Source organism: Thermobaculum terrenum ATCC BAA-798, from assembly GCF_000025005.1.
Classification (GTDB): domain Bacteria; phylum Chloroflexota; class Chloroflexia; order Thermobaculales; family Thermobaculaceae; genus Thermobaculum; species Thermobaculum terrenum.
In genome coordinates, this window is sequence record NC_013525.1 from 1,878,419 (window position 1) to 1,896,505 (window position 18,087).

Genomic DNA, 18,087 nt, shown 5'->3' on the forward strand with positions numbered 1-18,087 from the left:
GCTGTTAGATCCTGGTAAGCGAAGCCACTAGCGACTCTACTATGTCGCGAACGATACTCTCCGTAGAAATGTTCTCAGACTCGCCTTCATAGTTGAGTATTATCCTGTGGCGCAGGGCCCAGGCAGCGATCTCGTTTATATCCTCTACCGCCACGTTGTAACGCCCTTCAAGCAGAGCTTTCACCTTCGCACCCAGTACCAGTGCCTGGGCCCCCCTGGGACTCGACCCAAACCTGACGTATCTCTTCACACTCGCGGGCGCTGCAGGGTTATCGGGATGAGTCCTAAGGACAAGCTCAGAAACGTAAGACAAAACATGAGGCGCAACTGGTACATCCAGAGAAAGCATCCTCATCTGATTGATAGTATCGGCATCTGCTACTTTCTCTACCAAAATAGTGGCTGGTGTGGTGGTCGTCTCCAGGATGCGCACCAACTCTTCAGGAGATGGGCTGGGGACAAGCAGCTTGAACATGAAGCGATCTAGCTGCGCCTCAGGGAGTGGGTAAGTACCCTCAAGATCGATAGGGTTTTGAGTAGCCAACACAAAGAAGGGCTTCGGCAGAGCGTGAGTATCGTTGCCCACGGTAACTGCGTGCTCCTGCATAGCCTCCAGCAGGGCGGACTGCGTCTTTGGGGTAGCTCGGTTGATCTCGTCTGCGAGCACCAGGTTAGCGAAGATGGGGCCCTCCTGAAACCTGAAGCGACGGGCTCCGGAAGCATCCTCTTCCAACACATTGGTACCGGTGATATCGGAGGGCATCAGGTCGGGTGTGAACTGGATGCGGCTGAAGTGCAGATCAAGCACCTCGGCGAAGGTGCGCACAGTCATAGTTTTCCCCAACCCGGGTAGTCCTTCCAGGAGGGCATGACCTCCAGACAGGATACATATCAAGGTCCCTTCTACAAGCTCCCTCTGGCCGACTATCCTCTTGGAGACCTCACTAAGTATGCGTTGAGCTATATCTGTGAACTCATCTGGTGAAATGGAAAGTCTATTCGTCATTTATTCCCCTGCCCCTGAGATTTACTGTCCTCCCCCGATGGCGCTATCTGATCGAAGTACTCCCTCACGTAGTCCTTTAGCGAGACCGGTATATACTTTTCCTCCAGGTAGGAATAGGCTGCCTGACTATAGTCAGCGTAAGCCTCGGAGTAACTCCTGCTTGCCTGGTTTCTGGCTCCCTGTCCCACGCTTGTGCCCTCCTGGTTTCCAGAGGAGCTCGACCCCACCCTCACAAGTTTCTTCCCCTTGCTATCTATTCTGGATGGGGCATAAACGGGCATGTCCTTAGGCAAGGGGGTAGTGCCCCTATTGGCTCCGCCAGCTATTCCACCCTGACCGCTCTTATTACCCTGACCGACACCAGTCCTGGCTCCCCCTCCGGTCCCACCAGTGGTGCTCGAGCCAGATAATCCTTGTCCAGACCCCTGATTGCTGTTTGCTTTGGCTCCCTGACCGCCCCCAGAAGATGCGTTACCCTGCTGAGCGTTGCTATCAGAAGTGCTACCTCCCGATGACTGATTGCCCGAGCTGGAAGCTGCCGTGTTCCGGTCCCCTGACTGTGCCAGGGACTGCCTGCTATCCTGGAGCTGCGACAGCGTTCGCTCGACGGCATCAGCTGTCGAGGCTCTGGACATCCCTGCATCGATCTGCTGCTCCAGCGAACCCGACAGCTTGCCATCCATAGCCGATTGCCTGAGGGCATTAGACAGGTCGGATGACAAGCCAGAGGTCTCAGAAGCAGCTTTCTGCAGTGCCTGCTTGATCTGCTGTTTCTCCTGAGGGGTACCACTCCGTAGCTTCTGGTCGAGAGATTTCAGCTCTGCTTTCACCCTGGACGCGTCACGATCCCTGATAGCCTGTGCCAGATCGCTGGTGAGGGCAGAAGCTCCAAGAGCCGAGGCTGCCCTATCCAAAGCAGCTCTGCTACGAGCCGGCCCCTCGATATTCAGCTGCTGGATCTTTGCTTCCGACTCAGCCACCCTCGACACGGCCTCTTCTCTGGTGAGGTTGCCTTTCTCAAGGGACTGCTGCAAGGCATCCAGCTCCTGCAGGATCTTCCTGACCTCAGGGTCAGTGGAGCCCAGCTTATTGAGATGCTGTACAGACTCCCTTATGCGCTGTGCCTGCTCGCGCTGTTCCATGGCAAGCTGTCTCTTGTCGCGCAGTACATCAAACTGAGGATTAGGGACGACACCGTTCAATATCAGGAGGAGGACAGCTACAGCGCATATTCCAGCGGCTATCCTTGAAAACTTGAACCTGACTGCAGCAGACCAGGCGATATCCCGGCTGATACGTGCAGCATCCAACCACAGCCTGTCGATCATGCCCCCCTGCGAGCCCTCAAAAGCTAGTGCAGAGCTCAACCTGGATCTCAGGCCAAGCTTCATCTCTGCTGCAGTGAGGACCCTTATCCTGTCGACCGGCCAGATGAAAGCTCCCACAAACGCCAGGATGCCTGCTGCCAGGGGAAGAGATACGGCTGCAAGCCATAATTGGCCACGGTCCAGCAGCGGCCACAATCTACCTGCCAGCCCGATCATGCCAGCCAGTGCGAATCCGCAGGCCAGCCCCCAGACGGCTGCATACACTGCACGAGCAGCTCTTACGCGGAGCACCAGCCTGTTGGTCGCTCTCTTGATTATCCAAAGTTGATCAGCTGGCATCAAACTTCCCCTTCCGCAGCACCCCTCTGATCACCCTGAGTCAATGGTACATCTTCCATGGTCTCCGTAAGAGTATACCCCTCGGGGCGAGAAGGGTTTCTTGGGTTCCTGGCGACCACGGGTCTCACATTTCTGATGCTTAGCCATACGCACACCACGGACAGGACTATATATATGACGCTGTATATTATCCAGGGGCTTGGTAGAGACATTGTAAATCTTCCCTGGGTATTCGGGTTAGCCAGATCCAGATGTATCAGGAACAGATCGCCGTTGGCAACCAGAGCGGTCTCCGAGACTATCGCGGTTAGCACGGGGCTAAAAGCTATGAGCAGATCCGACACATACAACAAAAACTTCGATGGGGCCTCGGAAGTAGGGCCAAGCATTGCCGCGAGGGTGTTATCAGAGCCTAGAATTCCCAGGATGAGCACGATAAATATGGCTCCTATGAGGTTGAGCGCTACTACAAGGTAGCTGAAGACGCTGGCCAGCGTGGTGCTGCGCAGGAAAGATGAGAAGAAGACGCTGACACAGCCATAAAATACCGCCGCAAGGAGTAGTATCCACAGGCCAACCATGACCTCTGTGAGAGTCAGCCCACCAAGCGTTATCGACAGGACCTGTATGGGAAGAGCCACAACTATGAGCAACGCTATATATGCCAGGTTAGCCAGCACCTTCCCCAGCACGATGCTGGTCGGAGTTACCGGAGTTATCACCATCAGGTCGAATGTCTGGCGTTCCTTCTCGCCGGCAATGGTCCCGGCGCTGAAGGCAGGCGCCAAGGGAGCTATCAGCAGGAGCTCTATGCCGGTCAGCGTATAGAACATTATCCGGCCCAGAGGGGGCGGAGGACCTCCTATGCTACCGGTGGTTATCTTGGTAAAGCCGTATAGAGCGACCACAAAGCAGGACAGAAGGGCCAGGAATATCGTTATAACAACAAAAGCTCTGGCTCCCCTCATCCTGCTGCGGAGCTCCTTAGTCACTATAGCTTCCACCTCTACTGCACCTCCCCCTTGGTAACCTGCATGAAGACATCCTCCAGGTCACCTCGTTCTTCCACAAACTCCCTTATCTGGGCACCCGCCTCGATAAGCCTCGCTATGAGAGGCGAGTAGTTATTAGAAGGTGATGTCAAACCAAAAGATATGGTGGCCGGATCCTCATCGGTCTGTGGGGCTGGCTCCATGATCTGGACATCGTTTACATCGTTTGTCGAGCTCAACACCTCGAGGGCTCCGGAGGCTCCACCGGTCAAAACTAGCCTGATACGCCTCTGCAGCTGCAGCCTGTAGATCATCTCGTCGACCTGCCCGGAGGCGAGCAGCCTGCCCTTCTCTATGATGCCGATATGGGTGCATACATCGGCCAACTCCGTCAGGATATGCGAGGATAGCATGATGGTTTTACCCATGGAGCGCAGCTCCTTCAGCAGCTCTCGCATCTCGATGCGTGCCCTTGGGTCCAGCCCGGAAGCGGGTTCATCCAGCACCAGCAGGTCCGGGTCATGGATGAGGGTGCGAGCCAGGCAGAGCCGCTGCTTCATCCCTCGAGACAGGGATTCAACGTAGTCGTCCTTCTTATCCTGCAGGTTGACCAGCTCCAGCAGCTCGTCAGTGAGAGTGCCTATGCGATCCTGAGGGATCTTGTAGCACCGCGCGAAGAAGTCCATGTACTCCCAGACCTTCATGTCCCCATAGACACCGAAGAAGTCTGGCATGTAGCCTATATGCATCCTTATCTTCTCGGGCTCATCGCGCACTGAGAGGCCATTGATCCAGGCCTCGCCGGAGGTAGGCTCAAGGAGAGTGCAGAGTATACGCATGCAAGTGGTCTTGCCTGCTCCGTTGGGGCCTATGAACCCGTATATGCTGCCCTGCTCGATCTCGAGATCCAGGTTATCAAGCGCTCTCAGCTGCCCATAGATCTTGGTCAATCCTCGGGTCTGCACGATAGCTTCAGGCATTGGTCCGCCCTCCCAAGTAGCTGCTCAGGAGATTATCATCGCCCCGACTGGAGGTACCAGGGGTAGATTGGGAAGATTGGTCAGAGGGTATCCTGATCACCACCAGCCTGTCTGTGTAGATTCTAGCTCCCTGATTTCTCAGGCCGACCATCGCTGGCACGTTCTTTTGCCAACCAATGAGCACAGTGTCCGTGCCTGGAACCAGCGGCCGCACCGAGCTGTCAGGTGGTGCCGGAGTGGTCGGGGAAACAACAGACTCGGTGATCGCCGTTCTTCTAAAGTCATTGGTAGCGTCGGGGGAAGTGTTTTCCCATATAACTGTGGAGGAGTCAACATTGCTTACGCGCCTGACAGACTGTTTATCTATAGTTCCTACTCTGAACCACCGGCCGTTGTGGAACACGAAAGCTTCCTCTATGGAGTACTGGCTGTGATTGGAGATCTCGCCGCTCATGGTGCCGCCATTGAAACGCAGATCTGCCTCGACCATGGGTCTGTCGGCCACGCGGGCGCCTACTGCAGCCCATGACTTGAAGCTATAGACATCCACAAAGGCATCGCTCACGACATAGGATCCCTGGTCAAACTCCACGGTATATCCGCGTGTGGATATGGCATTATCCGAGGTGCCCAGACTGCTTGCGCCCGCAACTTGCCACATGGGCAGCAGGCTCGAGTCCAGGGCTATGTCGTAATTCTTCCTGACGGGACTGAATATGCCAAAATTGAGCATTACCTGCTCGTACCTGGAACCAGCATCTGCCTGCACGACCTCCAGGGACTTTATCGTGGTCGCGCGACCTCGGGTGGCCGATCCACCTGCGTAGGCCACCACGGAGAAGACGAGGGAGATCGCGGGGATGAGTACCCAGGCGAGTTCCCTCCTGTCGGTGCGTTTGAGCAGGAAGTAAAGCACGGGGCCTATCAACACCACGTAGACTCCCAGGAAGCCTATCAGGGCCCAGGTAGATGGCAATCCTAAGCCGGGGATATTCTGTACGAACTGATTGATCTCCCAGGATGAGAGAAACAGTGCGTCGTTAGCCTTGTGGGGGGATGAAGCCAGCAGCCTGGCAAGTATCCTGGGTGTCCCTTGCCACGTGTTGAAGGGTTCCTCTGTGGGGTTCCAGGCTAGCCATATAGCCCTGCCTTCGCCAAAGGACCTCTCGGCCACGAGAGGGGTGGACGCAGAGCCAGCGATCACCTGTGCCCCGCTCACGAGGTCAGCGGCCAGCACCTGTGCTCTGCCCGGGGAGGTGCTGGTGCGCGACAAGCTTGCGAGATCCTCAACGTCAGCGCTAGTTGATCCCCCCTTCAGCCTGACGGGCATAACATCGCCCAGCGCACTCAGCTCCCCTACCAGCAGCAGGGTGCCGCCGGAGTTGACCCAGGACCTGAGAGCTTCAACCTGCTGTGGGGAGAGATCAGTAGCCACGCTTCCATCCAGCACGAGGGCATCCAGGCTCCCCAGAACCAGCGATCTGTCGGGGAGGTCTCTGGGTTCTATCTGCACGACGTTGATATCGCCAAGCTGCCTGTTTTCAAGCCGGAGATAGGAATCGGCAGAAGGGACGATGACCCCTACCAGATACTGAGAAGAGCCTATAGCGCTGGCTTGAGCAGAGGCTTCTGCCAGAGTTTGAGTGCCGTTGAGCACCCTGGCCCTCAGGGTCACGGAGGTCCCTATCATCGAGGGATAAAACACCACCTCCTTGGAGCTGCCCTGAGGTAGATCCATCTCGGTAGTGTAGACGAGGTTGCCAGCGGACTGGGAGACGATCAGCTCCACCCTGCCGACAAAGCTCTGTCCTTGATTCGATACTCTTACACGAACCGGTGCAACACCCCAGAGGCTGGAATAAGAGCCATCGAAGGCAGAATCTACTTCTACCGATACGTTACTCTGTGCGGAAGCAGAGCCCACATAATGGAGTGCTAGAGAAAAAATGAAAGCTAGTGCAAGGACAAACCTGACCGATAGATGCTTCAAGTTTCACCTCTTTTGGTATCTAGATAAAATAACTCTCAAAGGACGTAAAAGTTTCTTCCAGCCCGGTAATCACACAGCCTCTAGAAAGCATGAATCAGCTCTGTTTCCGCATCGAGCAGCTCGACGGGGAGGTGATAGCTCTCAACAAATGCTATTACCTTGGCCAGCACCTCATCTGCGTGGCGCGAGTCGCTGGAGGCGTAAGCTACCAGCAGTTCAGCGGACTGCCACTTGTCCTGCGAGCCAGTCTCGGCAACGGATACGCTGTATGCATCGGTGAGCCGGCTCTGCAGAGACCTCAAAACCTGGCGCTTATCTTTTAGGGACTGGCTTTCAGGCAGATGAAGCACCAGCCTGCAAGCAGCAATCACAGCCGCCATCTTTTGAACTCCTTCTGATACAGGTGAGTTCTGTTATTGTTTGATTATAAAGTCAAATGAGATCATTACCAAAGCCAGGAGATACGGAGATACTACAGACAGTGTTCGCCCTTCCTGGCTATCGGTCAGTAGGCTATCTGGGGCGTGGGCACACCAGCACAGGATTCCGCGAGGTCCTGAGGATCTTTGTAGATACGCTCCCGAGCAGCATGCGCTGCACAGCTCCCAGTCCACGCGCTCCTACCACCACCAGAGTCGGCTCTCCATCTCGGTCTGAGTGGCGGAGCAGGACCTCTGCAGGATCTCCAGCCTCTACTACGGGCTTGACCTCGACCTGAAACTTGCCCCTCAGGTTCTCGGATCGCTGGGAGGAGCTTTCCTGCAGGGACTGCAGCAGCTCCGAAAGCACCTCAGGATGTCTTCTTGGGTGCACAGGTGTAGGATAGGCGGTGATCAGTTCCAGACCGCAACCCAGTAGCTTGGCGATGGCTGCGGCGATCTCTGCAGCTCGCTCAGCTTCTTCCGAGAAATCGTCGCCCACGACCACCTTGTGAGGTGGCCAGACATCCGCCCCACCTCTCAGCACGAGCACCGGTACGTGGGCATGGTGTACCACCTCTTCAGAGGTGCTACCCATCATGAGTCGCTCAAGGCCGGATTTACCCCTGCTGCCGATGATTATCAGGTCGGCCTCTATCTGCCTGGCAACCGACAGTATCTCTTCAGCGGGACGCCCTGACAGCAGGTGGGGGTGGACACTTGTGACACCCCTGGATCGGACCTTCTCTACCTCTTTCTCCAGCAGGTTTCTGGCGGCACTCTCAACCTCTGAGGATTGGTCTTCCACCACCACGGGCACCATACCGACTGGGGCAAAAGGTGGCGGTGCCTGCCACACATGCACCACGTGCAGATCGGCACCGGCCCTGGACGCCAGATCCAAGGCAGCATCGAGGGCCAGGGCGGAGTCCTGTAGCCCGTCGGTAGCCAAAAGCAGGGTTCTGGGGAACTGAGCCTCAGCCATAAAGAAACACCTCCTGATAAATCTTTGGGAGAGGAGGAAAGGCTATAGCCTGTGCACGAATCTGTTGATCCTCTCCAGAGCCTCTTCTATCTGCTCCATGGATGTGGCGTAGCACATGCGCACGTGCCCCTCCCCCGAGGGGCCAAAGACATCCCCTGGCACAGCAACTACCTTCTGCTGTAGCAGGAGTTGCTCCACGAACTCTATGGAGGACAGGCCTGTGGGGGTGATATCCGGGAACACATAGAAGGCTCCCTTAGGCTCAAAGGTGGGCAGCCCTATCTCGTTGAGGGAGGAGACCATCACCTTCCGCCTGCGATCGTACTCGGCCCTCATCTGCTGTACGTAGGGTTCACCAGACTTCAGAGCCTCTATCGCTGCGTACTGGGCGGCGGTAGGGGCGCTCATGATGGTGTACTGGTGGATCTTCATCATGGCCTCTATCAGGTCAGCCGGTGCGCAGACGTACCCCACCCGCCATCCGGTCATGGCGTACGACTTGGAGAAGCCGCCCAGGAGTATGGTTCTCTCCCTCATACCGGGCATGGATGGGAAGCAGGTGTGCTCGACTCCGTAGGTGAGCCTGTCGTAGATCTCGTCGGAGATGACGAGGAGATCGTGCTCCTCGGCAAAGGCTGCCAGCTTCTCCAGCTCGTGCCTCGGCATAACCGCACCGGTGGGGTTGTTGGGATAGGCAAGCAGCAAGGCCTTCACCTCTGGGGACAGGAGCGGCTCGAGGAACTCCACGCGCATCTCGAACTCGTAGCGCTGGGAAAGAGGGACCATGACAGGCTCGGCATCGGCCATGACGACCGCGGGCACATAGGCCACATAGGAGGGATCGGGCACGAGTATCCTGTCGCCCCGCCCGAGGACCGCTCGGCAGGCAATATCGAGCGCCTCAGACACTCCAACTGTTATGAGGATCTCCGAGTGGGGGTCGTACCTCACGCCATATCTGGCTGCCAGATGTTCCGAGAGGAGCTCCCGAAGCTCGAGAAGGCCGTAATTAGAAGTATAAGAGGTGTGTCCCTCTCTTATGCTTCTGATTCCAGCCTCGCGTATGGGGTCTGGGGTGACGAAGTCGGGCTCTCCTACGCCCAGGGATATGACTCCTTCGACTCCAGATATCAGGTCGAAGAACCTCCTGATGCCGGAAGGGGGGATCCTTCTGGCCCTCTCCGAAAGGAACCTGCTTACACTACGATGATCCACAGTAGCCATTGAAAACTCTCCCAGTTGTAGACACGGTAAATATAGAACTGCAATCCCGCAGTGTCAATCGAATCAACCGCCACCGCCTCTGGAAATATGGAAAATATTTACATACTTTCTGACAAGTTGGGGATCCACCCCAAGCGCCAGCAGGTCAGGTTCGCTGGCGGCTATCAGGGCTCCTACCTCGCGGGGGTCGAGATCATAGGAGGCCAGCGCGTCGTAAGGGGAATCCACCAGCAGCTGCAGGAAATCCTCTTTTGATATGGCCTCAACGATGACTCTTTCCAGCTCAGGTCTCGACATCTTCGCCCCTCATGCAGAAAGCTTAGCATATTACCTGCCAGCGGCGCTGCTGGTATTTTCATGCATCTGCACAGTTGACTCTTGTCCAAACCAGGAATATAATCCATCCAAACCAAAGGGTGGTATCGGCAATGTCAAACCAATGGAAAGTCTCTTACACGGAGGCGATAGAACACATCCGGTAGCGATGAGGGCTGCCGGATGTGTGCTTTTAGCGGTAGTTAAAGCAGGAGGTGGCCAATGAACTCAGGACTTATAGGCAAGATAGAGAAGGCACACAGGTATGCGCAGGAGCCGGAGAGGGTACGCATCCACCATCTCGAGGCTACATTTAATGGGGATAACAACTCGTACGAGGTTAGTTTCAGGGACAACAAGTGGAACTGTGGATGCCATACATTCTCGACCTTCGGGGACTGCCAGCACGTGATGGCTATCCAGAAGATCCTCGAGCCGATGCTGCCCGAGGATACGACAAGCGAGCAGCAATCTCAACAACCTACTGCCTAAACTGAATAACCGATGGAAGAAGAGAACTCTGGGGTATTCACCGTAGTAGGAATTCTCGTGGTGCTGGTGCTGGGCGTTGCAGTGTTCTGGATCCTCTACACTTCCCTCGCAACGCCCATAAGCACCGGTTAGCGCTACTCACACTCCTTGCGCTCTCCAAAAGAGCTCACTAAGAGGTTGACACTTTCATATTATAATGCTATTCTGATACCCGGATTAGCACTCTCAAGGCGAGAGTGCTAATTCCAGAGGTGTGGGTGCTAGGATGAGAGACCTGAACCTTTCCGAGCGAGCCAGGCTGGTGCTCAAGCTGGTGATAGAGGAGTACATAGCTACAGCCAAGCCTGTGGCGTCCGCGACGCTGCGGGACAAGTACGGCTTGGGTGTGAGCTCTGCTACCCTGCGCAACGAGATGGCGGAGCTGGAGAAGATGGGTTATTTGACCCACCTGCACACCAGCGGTGGGCGTGTGCCTTCCGAGGCCGGCTACCGGCTATATGTGGAAAACCTGATGGACAACCTGGGTCTCAGCCCGGCGGATCTGAGGCGTGTGGAGCACCAGTTCCACCAGATAGAGAGGGTAAGAGACATCGAGAGGTGGGCGGAGCTGGCGGCTTCGGTGCTGGCGCAGCTGGCAAATAATGCTGCGCTGGTCACTACCCCGCAGTCGGAAAACCTGCGACTGAAACGGATACACCTCATACAGCTGCATGACAGGTCCGCCCTGGTGATAGCTGTGATGGACGATGGTACGGTGAGGCAGTCGGTGTACGAGATGCCCTATGAGGCTTCTCAGGAGGAGCTGGACAGCATCGCTGCGGCTCTGAACGCCGAGTTCGCTGGTGAGGTGACCTCCAGGCTGGTTCGCAGGGCCAGGGACCTGCCTGCTCCGGTCAGCGATATCGTAAGGGCAGTGATAGACGTGGTGTCGCAGGCATCGGGGATCGGAGAGGTCCATCAGGTGGGGCTGACGCAGATGCTGGCGCAGCCCGAGTTCCAGAGCAGCGAGCGCGCACGCCCGGTGATAGAAATGATCGAGGGTGGCAGCTTGTTAAGAATATTATCGGAGAGGGTCGCCAGGTGGCCTGGCGTCCACGTGATCATAGGGTCGGAGATCCCGATCCCCGAGATGCAGAACTGTGCGATAGTCACGGCCACCTACAGAGCTGCGGGTGGCAGCCAGGGGTTGCTGACGGTAGTGGGCCCGATGAGGATGCGCTACAAGCGCACGATATCTTCGGTCTACTACCTGTCGAACCTGCTGAGCGAGCTGCTCTCTGACAAATACCTTGAGAGCTAGATGACCGAGGAGGTGCTGATGACCCAGGAAGCAAGAAACGAGCAGGAGATGGAGAACACTCAGCCTGTGGAGCCGGAGCTGGAGAAGGCTCAGGCGGACAACGAGCCCATGGAGATGACTGAGCCCGTGGTCGAGGAGATCGAGGCTGCCGAGGCCTCAGCCCAGGCTGATCTCGAGCAGCAGCTCCAGCAGGAGCGGGAGAAGGCTCAGGGGCTGCTGGACGAGCTCAAGCGGGAGAGAGCGTCCTTCATCAACTACAGGAGAAGGATAGAGCAGGAGAAGGAGTCGTGGTCCAGGGAGGCCACGGCGTCGCTGATCTACAACCTGCTGTCGGTGCTGGACGATTTCGAGAGAGCGAAGAAGGCTATCCCGGAAGAGTTCAAGGGCAGTCCCTGGGTAGAGGGGTTGCTGCTGGTCGAGCGCAAGCTGTTCTCTACGCTCGAGCTGGCAGGGCTCAAACCGATAGAGGCAGTGGGGAAGCCTTTTGATCCCAACATCCACGAGGCTGTATCTACCGAGCCTGTGGAGGGGGTTGAGCACGGAACCGTAGTAGAAGAATATCGCAAGGGCTACATGCTTGGAGACAGGGTGCTGCGGCCAAGCATGGTCAAAGTAGCACAGTAGCCGAAAGGAGAGTGAGGATATGGGAAGAACTATTGGTATAGACCTTGGTACGACCAACTCTGTGATGGCTGTGATGGAAGGTGGTGAGCCCACGATCATTCCCAACGCTGAGGGCTCGAGGTTGACGCCTTCCGTTGTGGCTATCAACCCGAAGACGGGTGAGAGGTTGGTGGGGCAGATAGCCAAGAGGCAGGCCGTCACCAACCCTGAGAACACTATATTCTCCATCAAGAGGTTCATGGGCCGAAGGTTCGATGACCCTGAGGTCCAGAAGGCGATGAAGATAGTCCCCTACAAGATTCGTCAGGCAGCCAACGGCGGAGTCGAGGTCAAGATGGGGGACAGGTGGTACACCCCTCAGGAGATCTCGGCGATGATCCTGCAGAAGCTGAAGGCGGACGCAGAGGCCTATCTTGGCGAGACGGTTGACTCCGCGGTGATCACGGTGCCTGCTTACTTCAACGACAGCCAGAGGCAGGCGACCAAGGATGCGGGGACTATTGCGGGGCTCAACGTCAAGAGGATCATCAACGAGCCTACAGCTGCATCCATGGCCTATGGTCTGGACAAGAAGAGCGAGGAGGAGATCGCAGTCTACGACCTTGGTGGTGGTACGTACGACATCTCCATACTGGCCATAGGCGAGGGCGTGTTCGAGGTCAAGGCCACGAACGGTGACACCTACCTGGGTGGCGATGACTTCGACAACAGGATCATCGACTGGCTGATAGAGGAGTTCAGGAGAGACCAGGGCATAGACCTGAGGCAGGACCGCATGGCCCTGCAGAGGCTGAAGGAGGCCGCTGAGAGGGCCAAGATCGAGCTGTCTACAACCCAGCAGACGGAGATCAACCTGCCGTTCATCACGGCGGATGCCTCTGGCCCCAAGCACCTGATCATAACGCTGACTAGGTCGAAGCTCGAGCAGCTGGTCGGCGACCTGGTGGAGCGCACTATCCCGCCGATGGAGCAGGCGCTGAAGGACGCCGGCTACTCCAAGTCGGACATAGACGAGGTGCTGCTTGTCGGTGGCCAGACCAGGATGCCTCTGGTCCAGGAGACGGTCCGCAAGTTCTTTGGCAAGGAGCCTCACAAGGGCATCAACCCTGATGAGGTGGTGGCCATAGGTGCGGCGATCCAGGCGGGTGTGCTGTCCGGAGAGGTGAAGGACGTCCTGCTGCTGGACGTTACGCCGCTGACCCTGTCCATCGAGACGCTGGGTGGGGTGGCCACACCGCTGATCCCACGCAACACGACCATCCCGACCCGCAGGAGCCAGGTGTTCACGACCGCGGCGGACAACCAGACGCAGGTCGAGATCCACGTCGTGCAGGGCGAGAGGCCCATGGCTTCCGAGAACAAGACTCTGGCGAGGTTCATCCTCGACGGCATACCGCCTGCACCCAGGGGAGTGCCGCAGATAGAGGTGACCTTCGATATAGACGCCAACGGCATACTCAACGTCTCGGCCAAGGACCTGGCGACCGGTCGTGAGCAGAAGGTGACGATCACCGCCTCCAGCGGCCTGTCGAAGGAGGAGGTGGAGCGGCTGGTGCGCGAGGCCGAGCAGCACCGCGCCGAGGACCAGAGGCGCAAGGAGCTGGTGGAGGCCCGCAACATCGCCGACTCGCTGATCTACCAGACCGAGAAGGTGCTGCGCGAGCACGGCGATCGGATCAACGAGAGCCTGAAGTCGGACATCCAGCGCAAGATCGAGGACCTGCGCCAGGCGATGGCCGGCGAGGACATCGGGCGGATAAGAACCGCCACGGACGAACTGGCCAGGGCCAGCCAGCAGATCGGCGCACAGATGTATGGCCAGCAGGCGACGGGTACCTACGGGCCGGAGCCTGGCGGCCAGCAGGGGCCACAGGGCGGCCAGGGCAAGGGCCCTGATGACGGCACCATAGAGGGCGAGTTCAGAGAGGTCTAAGCCTCGCTGGTGTGGCCGGAGTCGGTTTGTGCTCCGGCCACACTGCTTTTTGACACCTGTCGACGCATTAGGTAAGTTGTTAGTTGATAGCATTACTTAGAGTTGAGTGCTTATGGACAGCAGAACTAAGAGGGACTATTACGAGATCCTTGGAGTACCTCGCAACGCGTCCGAGGAGGAGATACGCCGTGCATACAGGCGTCTGGCACGGCAGTATCACCCCGACGTGAACAAGGAGCCCGATGCTGAGGCCAAGTTCAAGGAGATCAACGAGGCCTACCAGGTGCTGAGCGATGCCGAGAAGCGCGCCATGTACGACCGGTTCGGCCACGAGGGCGTGGGCAACGGCGGCTTCGGCAGCTACGACTTCACCGGCAGCCCGTTCGGCTTCGGCATCGAGACCATATTTGAGAACCTCTTTGGTGCATCCACGAGGCGGACGAGGAGCCCGCGCAAGGGCAACGACCTGCGCTACAGGCTGACGCTGACCTTCGAGGAGGCCGTGTTCGGCACCACCAAGGAGATAGAGATCACCAGGCGCACGGTCTGCCCGAGGTGTCAGGGCACGAGGGCAGAGCCGGGGAGCTCGCCATCCCGATGCCCCACCTGTGGTGGATCAGGTGAGGTGAGGAGGATGCAGAGCACCCTTATAGGGCAGTTCGTGACGGTGACGCAGTGCAACACGTGCCAGGGCGAGGGCGTGGTGATCACCAACCCGTGCCGTGAGTGCCGGGGCCAGGGCTGGGTGACCGCCCCACGCAGGCTGGAGGTGAGGGTGCCTGCGGGCATCGACGAGAGCTTCCACCTGAGGCTGTCGGGCGAGGGAGAGCCGGGAGATCCTGGGGCACCGAGCGGCGACCTGTTCATAGAGTTCGACATCAAGCCGCACCCGCTGTTCAGGCGCGTCGGCAGGGATATACACCTGGAGATGCCCATAAACATCGTGCAGGCGGCGCTGGGCGACACCATAGACATCCCGACGCTGGAGGGCACGGCCGAGGTGAGGGTTGAGCCCGGCACGCAGACCGGCGACACGATAAGGCTGCGCGGCAAGGGCGTGCCCAGCCTGCGGGGCAGCGGTCGCGGCGACCAGGTGGTCACCTTCAGGGTGGTCGTACCCCGCCACCTGAACGAGAAGCAGAAGCAGCTCCTGAGGCAGCTGGGCGACACCCTCGAGAAGCCTCAGCCCGAGCAGGGCGAGAAGGGCTTCTTCGACAGGCTCAGGGAGTCGCTGGGGCTGTGATCACGGACTCCTTGCCCCTGCCCGTCCCCTAGATCATGCTCAGGCCATTCTCCCTGGGCGTCCTCCTTGCCAGCTGAGTCAGCTTCCATATCCTGTACTTGGCTGCGCGGTTGGGGTCCAGGGAGAAGAACAGCTTCCCCTTACACATCTCGACCTTCATGACCCCCTGCAGCTCGAGGTTGCATTGTCCCTGTTCGTTGGGAGTGCGATGCACGTTCACTCTGTGCTTGCAGAACCTGCACTCTTCGTAGATGCACAACGCCTCGTGCGACATCTGACCAGAATCCTCTCTGGATTCCCTGTGCTTTACCACACCTGTACCTCCTGCTACAAGACCTGCGATACCCCTACATCCCCTGCGTGGGCGGAAACTCATCCCCTATTCCATAACTCAACAGCAACCTGGAAGGTTATACAACAACACATGGGCATATTTATGTCTATCCGTTGTTAATAACAACGTAAGGCCCCTTCAAGGTTGCACGCAACCACACGATTGTAAATATCGCATATAATTTGCCAAGCGTGGCAGCCACACAAAGGGGCATAATGTTTGCTACGAATACATGTGACGGGTAGAATTTAGTGAGGTATAGATGGTTACAGCTGACTCTACGCAGATACAACCGGAGACACTGGCGAGAGAACTGGTTGATGTAGCCTCTGAGAGGAAGGCATCGGACATCGTGCTGCTGGACCTCAGGGGCGTATCTATCATTGCTGATTTCTTCGTGATCTGCAGCGGCAGCTCCGAGAGGCAGATCAACGCTCTGTCTCAGGCCCTGGTAGAGAGGGCCGACGAGATGGGCGTGCCCACCAGAAGGATAGAAGGCAGCAGCGCCTCTGGCTGGGTGCTGATAGACTTCCTGGACGTGATGGTGCACATCTTTGCTCCAGAGCAGAGGGCGTTCTACAAGCTCGATGAGCTCTGGAAGGAGGCGAAGCCTCTGCTGCTCATCCAATAACCTGGAGGAAGGAATGTCGACAACTACAGGACGTAACCTGTTCATATTCGGCGCAGTCATAGGCGCCATAGGAGGCCTCGTACTTGGATCAATCGCCACGTACGAGCTGGGCGATTACGTCACCCAGCTCGTGCGAAGGCTCTTCAGGGCGATCACCCGCAAGCAGGAGCAGGTGAGGTTTGATCTGCTCAGCCAGTAAAGCTCCCCTGCTAGCCTGTCCCGAACTGTCTATCTCCGGCGTCCCCCAACCCGGGCACGATATAGGCCTGGTCGTTGAGGTGTGAATCCACAGCAGCCACGTAGATCTCGATATCTGGATGCGCCCTGGTGAGGGCTTCTATGCCCTCGGGGGCAGCGATGAGCCCCACGAAGCGCACGGCGGACAGGTTGCGGAGCTTGAGGACATCCACCGCCGCGACCGCTGAGCCCCCGGTGGCGAGCATGGGGTCGAGCACCAGGGCGACATCGATCTTCATGTCCTGCGGGAGCTTGTTGTAGTACTCCACGGGCCTGAGGGTATCGTGCTCGCGGTAGATCCCCAGGTGCCACACCTCGGCGAAGGGCATCAGGCGGAGGGCTGCCGGCACCATGCCGAGGCCTGCGCGCAGGATGGGGACGAAGCCGATCCGCCACTGGAGGTCGTACCCGCGGGTGGTGGCCAGGGGCGTCTGGACCTCGATCTCTCTGAGGGGGAAATCGAGCGTGGCCTCATAGAGCAGGAGGCTGGTTATCTCGTCCACGAGCTCTCTGAACCGCTTAGGTTCGGTGTTGACATCCCTGAGGAGGGTGACCTTGTGGGCCACCAGTGGATGACTGGATACATGTACCTTGCCCAAAATCTACCTCCCGATGAAAGATGTTGTGTCTGAAGGTTGACCTTCCGGCATGCAGCGCGTACTATTACTCTCGTGAGATCCCAACCGATCGCCATCGACGTCCTCGACAGGGAGAGCTTCCTGCGATACGGGGAGACGATAGAGCTGGTGCAGCCCGACCTGGGCAAGCGGAGCCGTGGGGAGGACGACTACCAGGTTCTCACGCGCATCCCCAGCACGGGGTGGCGCCTGGCGCTGCACTGCGTGCGCGTTCGCTGGACGGACGTGCTCTACGTGTGCAACAACCGCAGGATCTTCACCCCGCAGTACGGCACGACGCTCATATGCGTGGCGCTGCCCCGAAGGACGGAGAACGTGCAGGTGTTCCTGCTGGACAGATCTGTGATGCTCAACTCCGAGATCCCGCATTGCCTCCTCACCCTCTCAGCGGAGTCCTGGGTCCAGGTAGGTGAGAGCTTCGACACGCAGGCCAGGGAGATCAAGCTGCGTCGAACGCTCGTGCCGGCGGTGCTGTGGCATTAGATCCTTCTCTCCGTGCCCTGGAGGAGCCTCTGGATGTTGTCCTTGTGCATGGCGATGACCAGCAGGGCAGCCACCAGGGTGTAGACGAAGTACGCCCATGGTTCGTGCAGGAAGATCACCAGCAGCAGCACCACTATGGGGGCGAGGGCGCTGCCGGTCACCGACCCCAGGCTGATGTACCTGGAGATGATCACCAGGGGGATACCCAGCACGGCCAGCACCAGCACCGCCAGTGGGACCATCACCAGGAGGGCGCCCATCCCGGTGGCCAGTCCCCTGCCACCTCTGAAGCCCAGGAACAGGGGCCAGGTGTGGCCGACGACTGCGAAGACGCCAGCTGCGGCCTGTGCCCAGTAGTTGGGTTCGGGCAGGAGCCACCGAGCGAGCAGCACCGCCAGGGCGCCCTTGGCGACGTCCATGAAGAGCACGAGGAAGAAGCCCTTCCACCCCACGAGCCTGCGGACGTTGGTGGCGCCCGTCTTGCCGGAGCCCACCGTGCGCACGTCCACTCCTGCCATCAGCCTGCCCACGATGTAGCCGTTGGGTATGGAGCCCAGAAGGTACCCGATAATGCAAGCAATGACTACGGACATC

Annotated in this window: 20 protein-coding genes; 8 read left to right on the forward strand and 12 right to left on the reverse strand. The window is 58.0% G+C overall.

Features of this window, described 5'->3' with window-relative positions; genetic code table 11:
- Positions 1 to 4: 4 nt before the first annotated feature.
- The 9 genes from TTER_RS08835 to TTER_RS08875 all read right to left on the reverse strand — a co-directional run bounded on the left by TTER_RS08835 (position 5) and on the right by TTER_RS08875 (position 9,560).
- Positions 5 to 1,006: an AAA family ATPase gene (locus TTER_RS08835; RefSeq protein WP_012875678.1), complete on the reverse strand. Its 1,002-nt coding sequence runs from the start codon at positions 1,004 to 1,006 to the stop codon at positions 5 to 7.
- Positions 1,003 to 2,673, reverse strand: coding sequence for a hypothetical protein (locus TTER_RS08840; RefSeq protein ID WP_012875679.1), 1,671 nt, complete (start codon positions 2,671 to 2,673; stop codon positions 1,003 to 1,005). Before TTER_RS08840 ends, TTER_RS08835 begins: the two co-directional genes overlap by 4 nt.
- A complete protein-coding gene (locus tag TTER_RS08845; RefSeq protein ID WP_012875680.1) occupies positions 2,673 to 3,677 on the reverse strand; it encodes an ABC transporter permease in 1,005 nt (334 codons plus the stop codon). The genes TTER_RS08840 and TTER_RS08845 overlap by 1 nt, the downstream gene beginning before the upstream one ends.
- Positions 3,678 to 3,679: 2 nt before the next feature.
- Complete coding sequence (locus TTER_RS08850) at positions 3,680 to 4,645, reverse strand: ABC transporter ATP-binding protein (protein ID WP_012875681.1); 966 nt, start codon at positions 4,643 to 4,645, stop codon at positions 3,680 to 3,682.
- On the reverse strand, positions 4,638 to 6,635 hold the full coding sequence (locus TTER_RS08855) for a DUF7408 domain-containing protein (protein ID WP_012875682.1): 1,998 nt from the start codon (positions 6,633 to 6,635) through the stop codon (positions 4,638 to 4,640). The genes TTER_RS08850 and TTER_RS08855 overlap by 8 nt, the downstream gene beginning before the upstream one ends.
- 80 nt (positions 6,636 to 6,715) lie before the next feature.
- Entirely contained in the window at positions 6,716 to 7,015 is a 300-nt protein-coding gene (locus tag TTER_RS08860; protein ID WP_012875683.1) for a DUF503 domain-containing protein, read from the reverse strand.
- Between the two features lie 133 nt (positions 7,016 to 7,148).
- Complete coding sequence (locus TTER_RS08865) at positions 7,149 to 8,039, reverse strand: universal stress protein (RefSeq protein ID WP_012875684.1); 891 nt, start codon at positions 8,037 to 8,039, stop codon at positions 7,149 to 7,151.
- A 42-nt stretch (positions 8,040 to 8,081) separates the two neighbouring features.
- Positions 8,082 to 9,263 carry an aminotransferase class I/II-fold pyridoxal phosphate-dependent enzyme gene (locus TTER_RS08870; RefSeq protein ID WP_012875685.1) on the reverse strand — a complete coding sequence of 394 codons (1,182 nt, stop codon included), beginning with the start codon at positions 9,261 to 9,263 and terminating at the stop codon, positions 8,082 to 8,084.
- 63 nt (positions 9,264 to 9,326) lie between these two features.
- The gene (locus tag TTER_RS08875) at positions 9,327 to 9,560 is read right to left on the reverse strand and encodes a Franean1_4349 family RiPP (RefSeq protein WP_012875686.1); all 234 of its coding nucleotides are present in this window, start codon (positions 9,558 to 9,560) and stop codon (positions 9,327 to 9,329) included.
- Positions 9,561 to 9,800: 240 nt separating this feature from the next.
- On the opposite strand from TTER_RS08875, the gene TTER_RS08880 reads away from it, so the two are divergent.
- The 5 genes from TTER_RS08880 (at position 9,801) to dnaJ (ending at position 15,170) form a co-directional block, all read left to right on the forward strand.
- Complete coding sequence (locus tag TTER_RS08880; protein WP_012875687.1) at positions 9,801 to 10,070, forward strand: hypothetical protein; 270 nt, start codon at positions 9,801 to 9,803, stop codon at positions 10,068 to 10,070.
- Between the two features lie 265 nt (positions 10,071 to 10,335).
- Positions 10,336 to 11,370: a heat-inducible transcriptional repressor HrcA gene (gene hrcA, locus TTER_RS08885; RefSeq protein WP_012875688.1), complete on the forward strand. Its 1,035-nt coding sequence runs from the start codon at positions 10,336 to 10,338 to the stop codon at positions 11,368 to 11,370.
- Positions 11,371 to 11,388: 18 nt separating this feature from the next.
- On the forward strand, positions 11,389 to 11,994 hold the full coding sequence (locus TTER_RS08890) for a nucleotide exchange factor GrpE (protein WP_012875689.1): 606 nt from the start codon (positions 11,389 to 11,391) through the stop codon (positions 11,992 to 11,994).
- A gap of 19 nt (positions 11,995 to 12,013) precedes the next feature.
- Positions 12,014 to 13,927 (forward strand): molecular chaperone DnaK, encoded by a 1,914-nt coding sequence (dnaK, locus tag TTER_RS08895; RefSeq protein ID WP_012875690.1) that lies wholly within the window; start codon positions 12,014 to 12,016, stop codon positions 13,925 to 13,927.
- Between the two features lie 112 nt (positions 13,928 to 14,039).
- Entirely contained in the window at positions 14,040 to 15,170 is a 1,131-nt protein-coding gene (gene dnaJ / locus TTER_RS08900; protein ID WP_012875691.1) for a molecular chaperone DnaJ, read from the forward strand.
- Positions 15,171 to 15,198: 28 nt separating this feature from the next.
- On the opposite strand, the gene TTER_RS08905 is transcribed toward dnaJ, so the two are convergent.
- Positions 15,199 to 15,483 carry a hypothetical protein gene (locus TTER_RS08905; protein WP_012875692.1) on the reverse strand — a complete coding sequence of 95 codons (285 nt, stop codon included), beginning with the start codon at positions 15,481 to 15,483 and terminating at the stop codon, positions 15,199 to 15,201.
- Positions 15,484 to 15,766: 283 nt separating this feature from the next.
- Between TTER_RS08905 and rsfS the strand changes: the two genes are divergently transcribed.
- Both rsfS and TTER_RS08915 read left to right on the forward strand, forming a co-directional pair.
- Complete coding sequence (gene rsfS / locus TTER_RS08910) at positions 15,767 to 16,135, forward strand: ribosome silencing factor (protein WP_012875693.1); 369 nt, start codon at positions 15,767 to 15,769, stop codon at positions 16,133 to 16,135.
- A gap of 13 nt (positions 16,136 to 16,148) precedes the next feature.
- Positions 16,149 to 16,334: a hypothetical protein gene (locus TTER_RS08915; protein ID WP_012875694.1), complete on the forward strand. Its 186-nt coding sequence runs from the start codon at positions 16,149 to 16,151 to the stop codon at positions 16,332 to 16,334.
- A 10-nt stretch (positions 16,335 to 16,344) separates the two neighbouring features.
- Here the strand turns inward: TTER_RS08915 and upp are convergent, their stop codons facing one another.
- A complete protein-coding gene (gene upp / locus TTER_RS08920) occupies positions 16,345 to 16,971 on the reverse strand; it encodes a uracil phosphoribosyltransferase (protein WP_012875695.1) in 627 nt (208 codons plus the stop codon).
- Positions 16,972 to 17,007: 36 nt separating this feature from the next.
- Between upp and TTER_RS08925 the strand changes: the two genes are divergently transcribed.
- Complete coding sequence (locus TTER_RS08925; protein ID WP_012875696.1) at positions 17,008 to 17,493, forward strand: hypothetical protein; 486 nt, start codon at positions 17,008 to 17,010, stop codon at positions 17,491 to 17,493.
- Here the strand turns inward: TTER_RS08925 and plsY are convergent.
- Positions 17,490 to 18,086, reverse strand: coding sequence for a glycerol-3-phosphate 1-O-acyltransferase PlsY (gene plsY, locus TTER_RS08930; protein ID WP_012875697.1), 597 nt, complete (start codon positions 18,084 to 18,086; stop codon positions 17,490 to 17,492). The genes TTER_RS08925 and plsY overlap by 4 nt on opposite strands.
- Position 18,087 lies beyond the last annotated feature (1 nt).

Bases quoted from the DNA above. Each gene is read 5' to 3' on its own strand.
- TTER_RS08835 (WP_012875678.1), bottom strand. From the start codon at position 1,006: ATGACGAATAGACTTTCCATTTCACCAGATGAGTTCACAGATATAGCT.
- TTER_RS08840 (WP_012875679.1), bottom strand. From the start codon at position 2,673: ATGCCAGCTGATCAACTTTGGATAATCAAGAGAGCGACCAACAGGCTG.
- TTER_RS08850 (WP_012875681.1), bottom strand. From the start codon at position 4,645: ATGCCTGAAGCTATCGTGCAGACCCGAGGATTGACCAAGATCTATGGG.
- TTER_RS08860 (WP_012875683.1), bottom strand. From the start codon at position 7,015: ATGGCGGCTGTGATTGCTGCTTGCAGGCTGGTGCTTCATCTGCCTGAA.
- TTER_RS08865 (WP_012875684.1), bottom strand. From the start codon at position 8,039: ATGGCTGAGGCTCAGTTCCCCAGAACCCTGCTTTTGGCTACCGACGGG.
- TTER_RS08870 (WP_012875685.1), bottom strand. From the start codon at position 9,263: ATGGCTACTGTGGATCATCGTAGTGTAAGCAGGTTCCTTTCGGAGAGG.
- TTER_RS08875 (WP_012875686.1), bottom strand. From the start codon at position 9,560: ATGTCGAGACCTGAGCTGGAAAGAGTCATCGTTGAGGCCATATCAAAA.
- TTER_RS08880 (WP_012875687.1), top strand. From the start codon at position 9,801: ATGAACTCAGGACTTATAGGCAAGATAGAGAAGGCACACAGGTATGCG.
- hrcA (WP_012875688.1), top strand. From the start codon at position 10,336: ATGAGAGACCTGAACCTTTCCGAGCGAGCCAGGCTGGTGCTCAAGCTG.
- TTER_RS08890 (WP_012875689.1), top strand. From the start codon at position 11,389: ATGACCCAGGAAGCAAGAAACGAGCAGGAGATGGAGAACACTCAGCCT.
- dnaK (WP_012875690.1), top strand. From the start codon at position 12,014: ATGGGAAGAACTATTGGTATAGACCTTGGTACGACCAACTCTGTGATG.
- dnaJ (WP_012875691.1), top strand. From the start codon at position 14,040: ATGGACAGCAGAACTAAGAGGGACTATTACGAGATCCTTGGAGTACCT.
- rsfS (WP_012875693.1), top strand. From the start codon at position 15,767: ATGGTTACAGCTGACTCTACGCAGATACAACCGGAGACACTGGCGAGA.
- TTER_RS08915 (WP_012875694.1), top strand. From the start codon at position 16,149: ATGTCGACAACTACAGGACGTAACCTGTTCATATTCGGCGCAGTCATA.
- plsY (WP_012875697.1), bottom strand. From the start codon at position 18,086: ATGTCCGTAGTCATTGCTTGCATTATCGGGTACCTTCTGGGCTCCATA.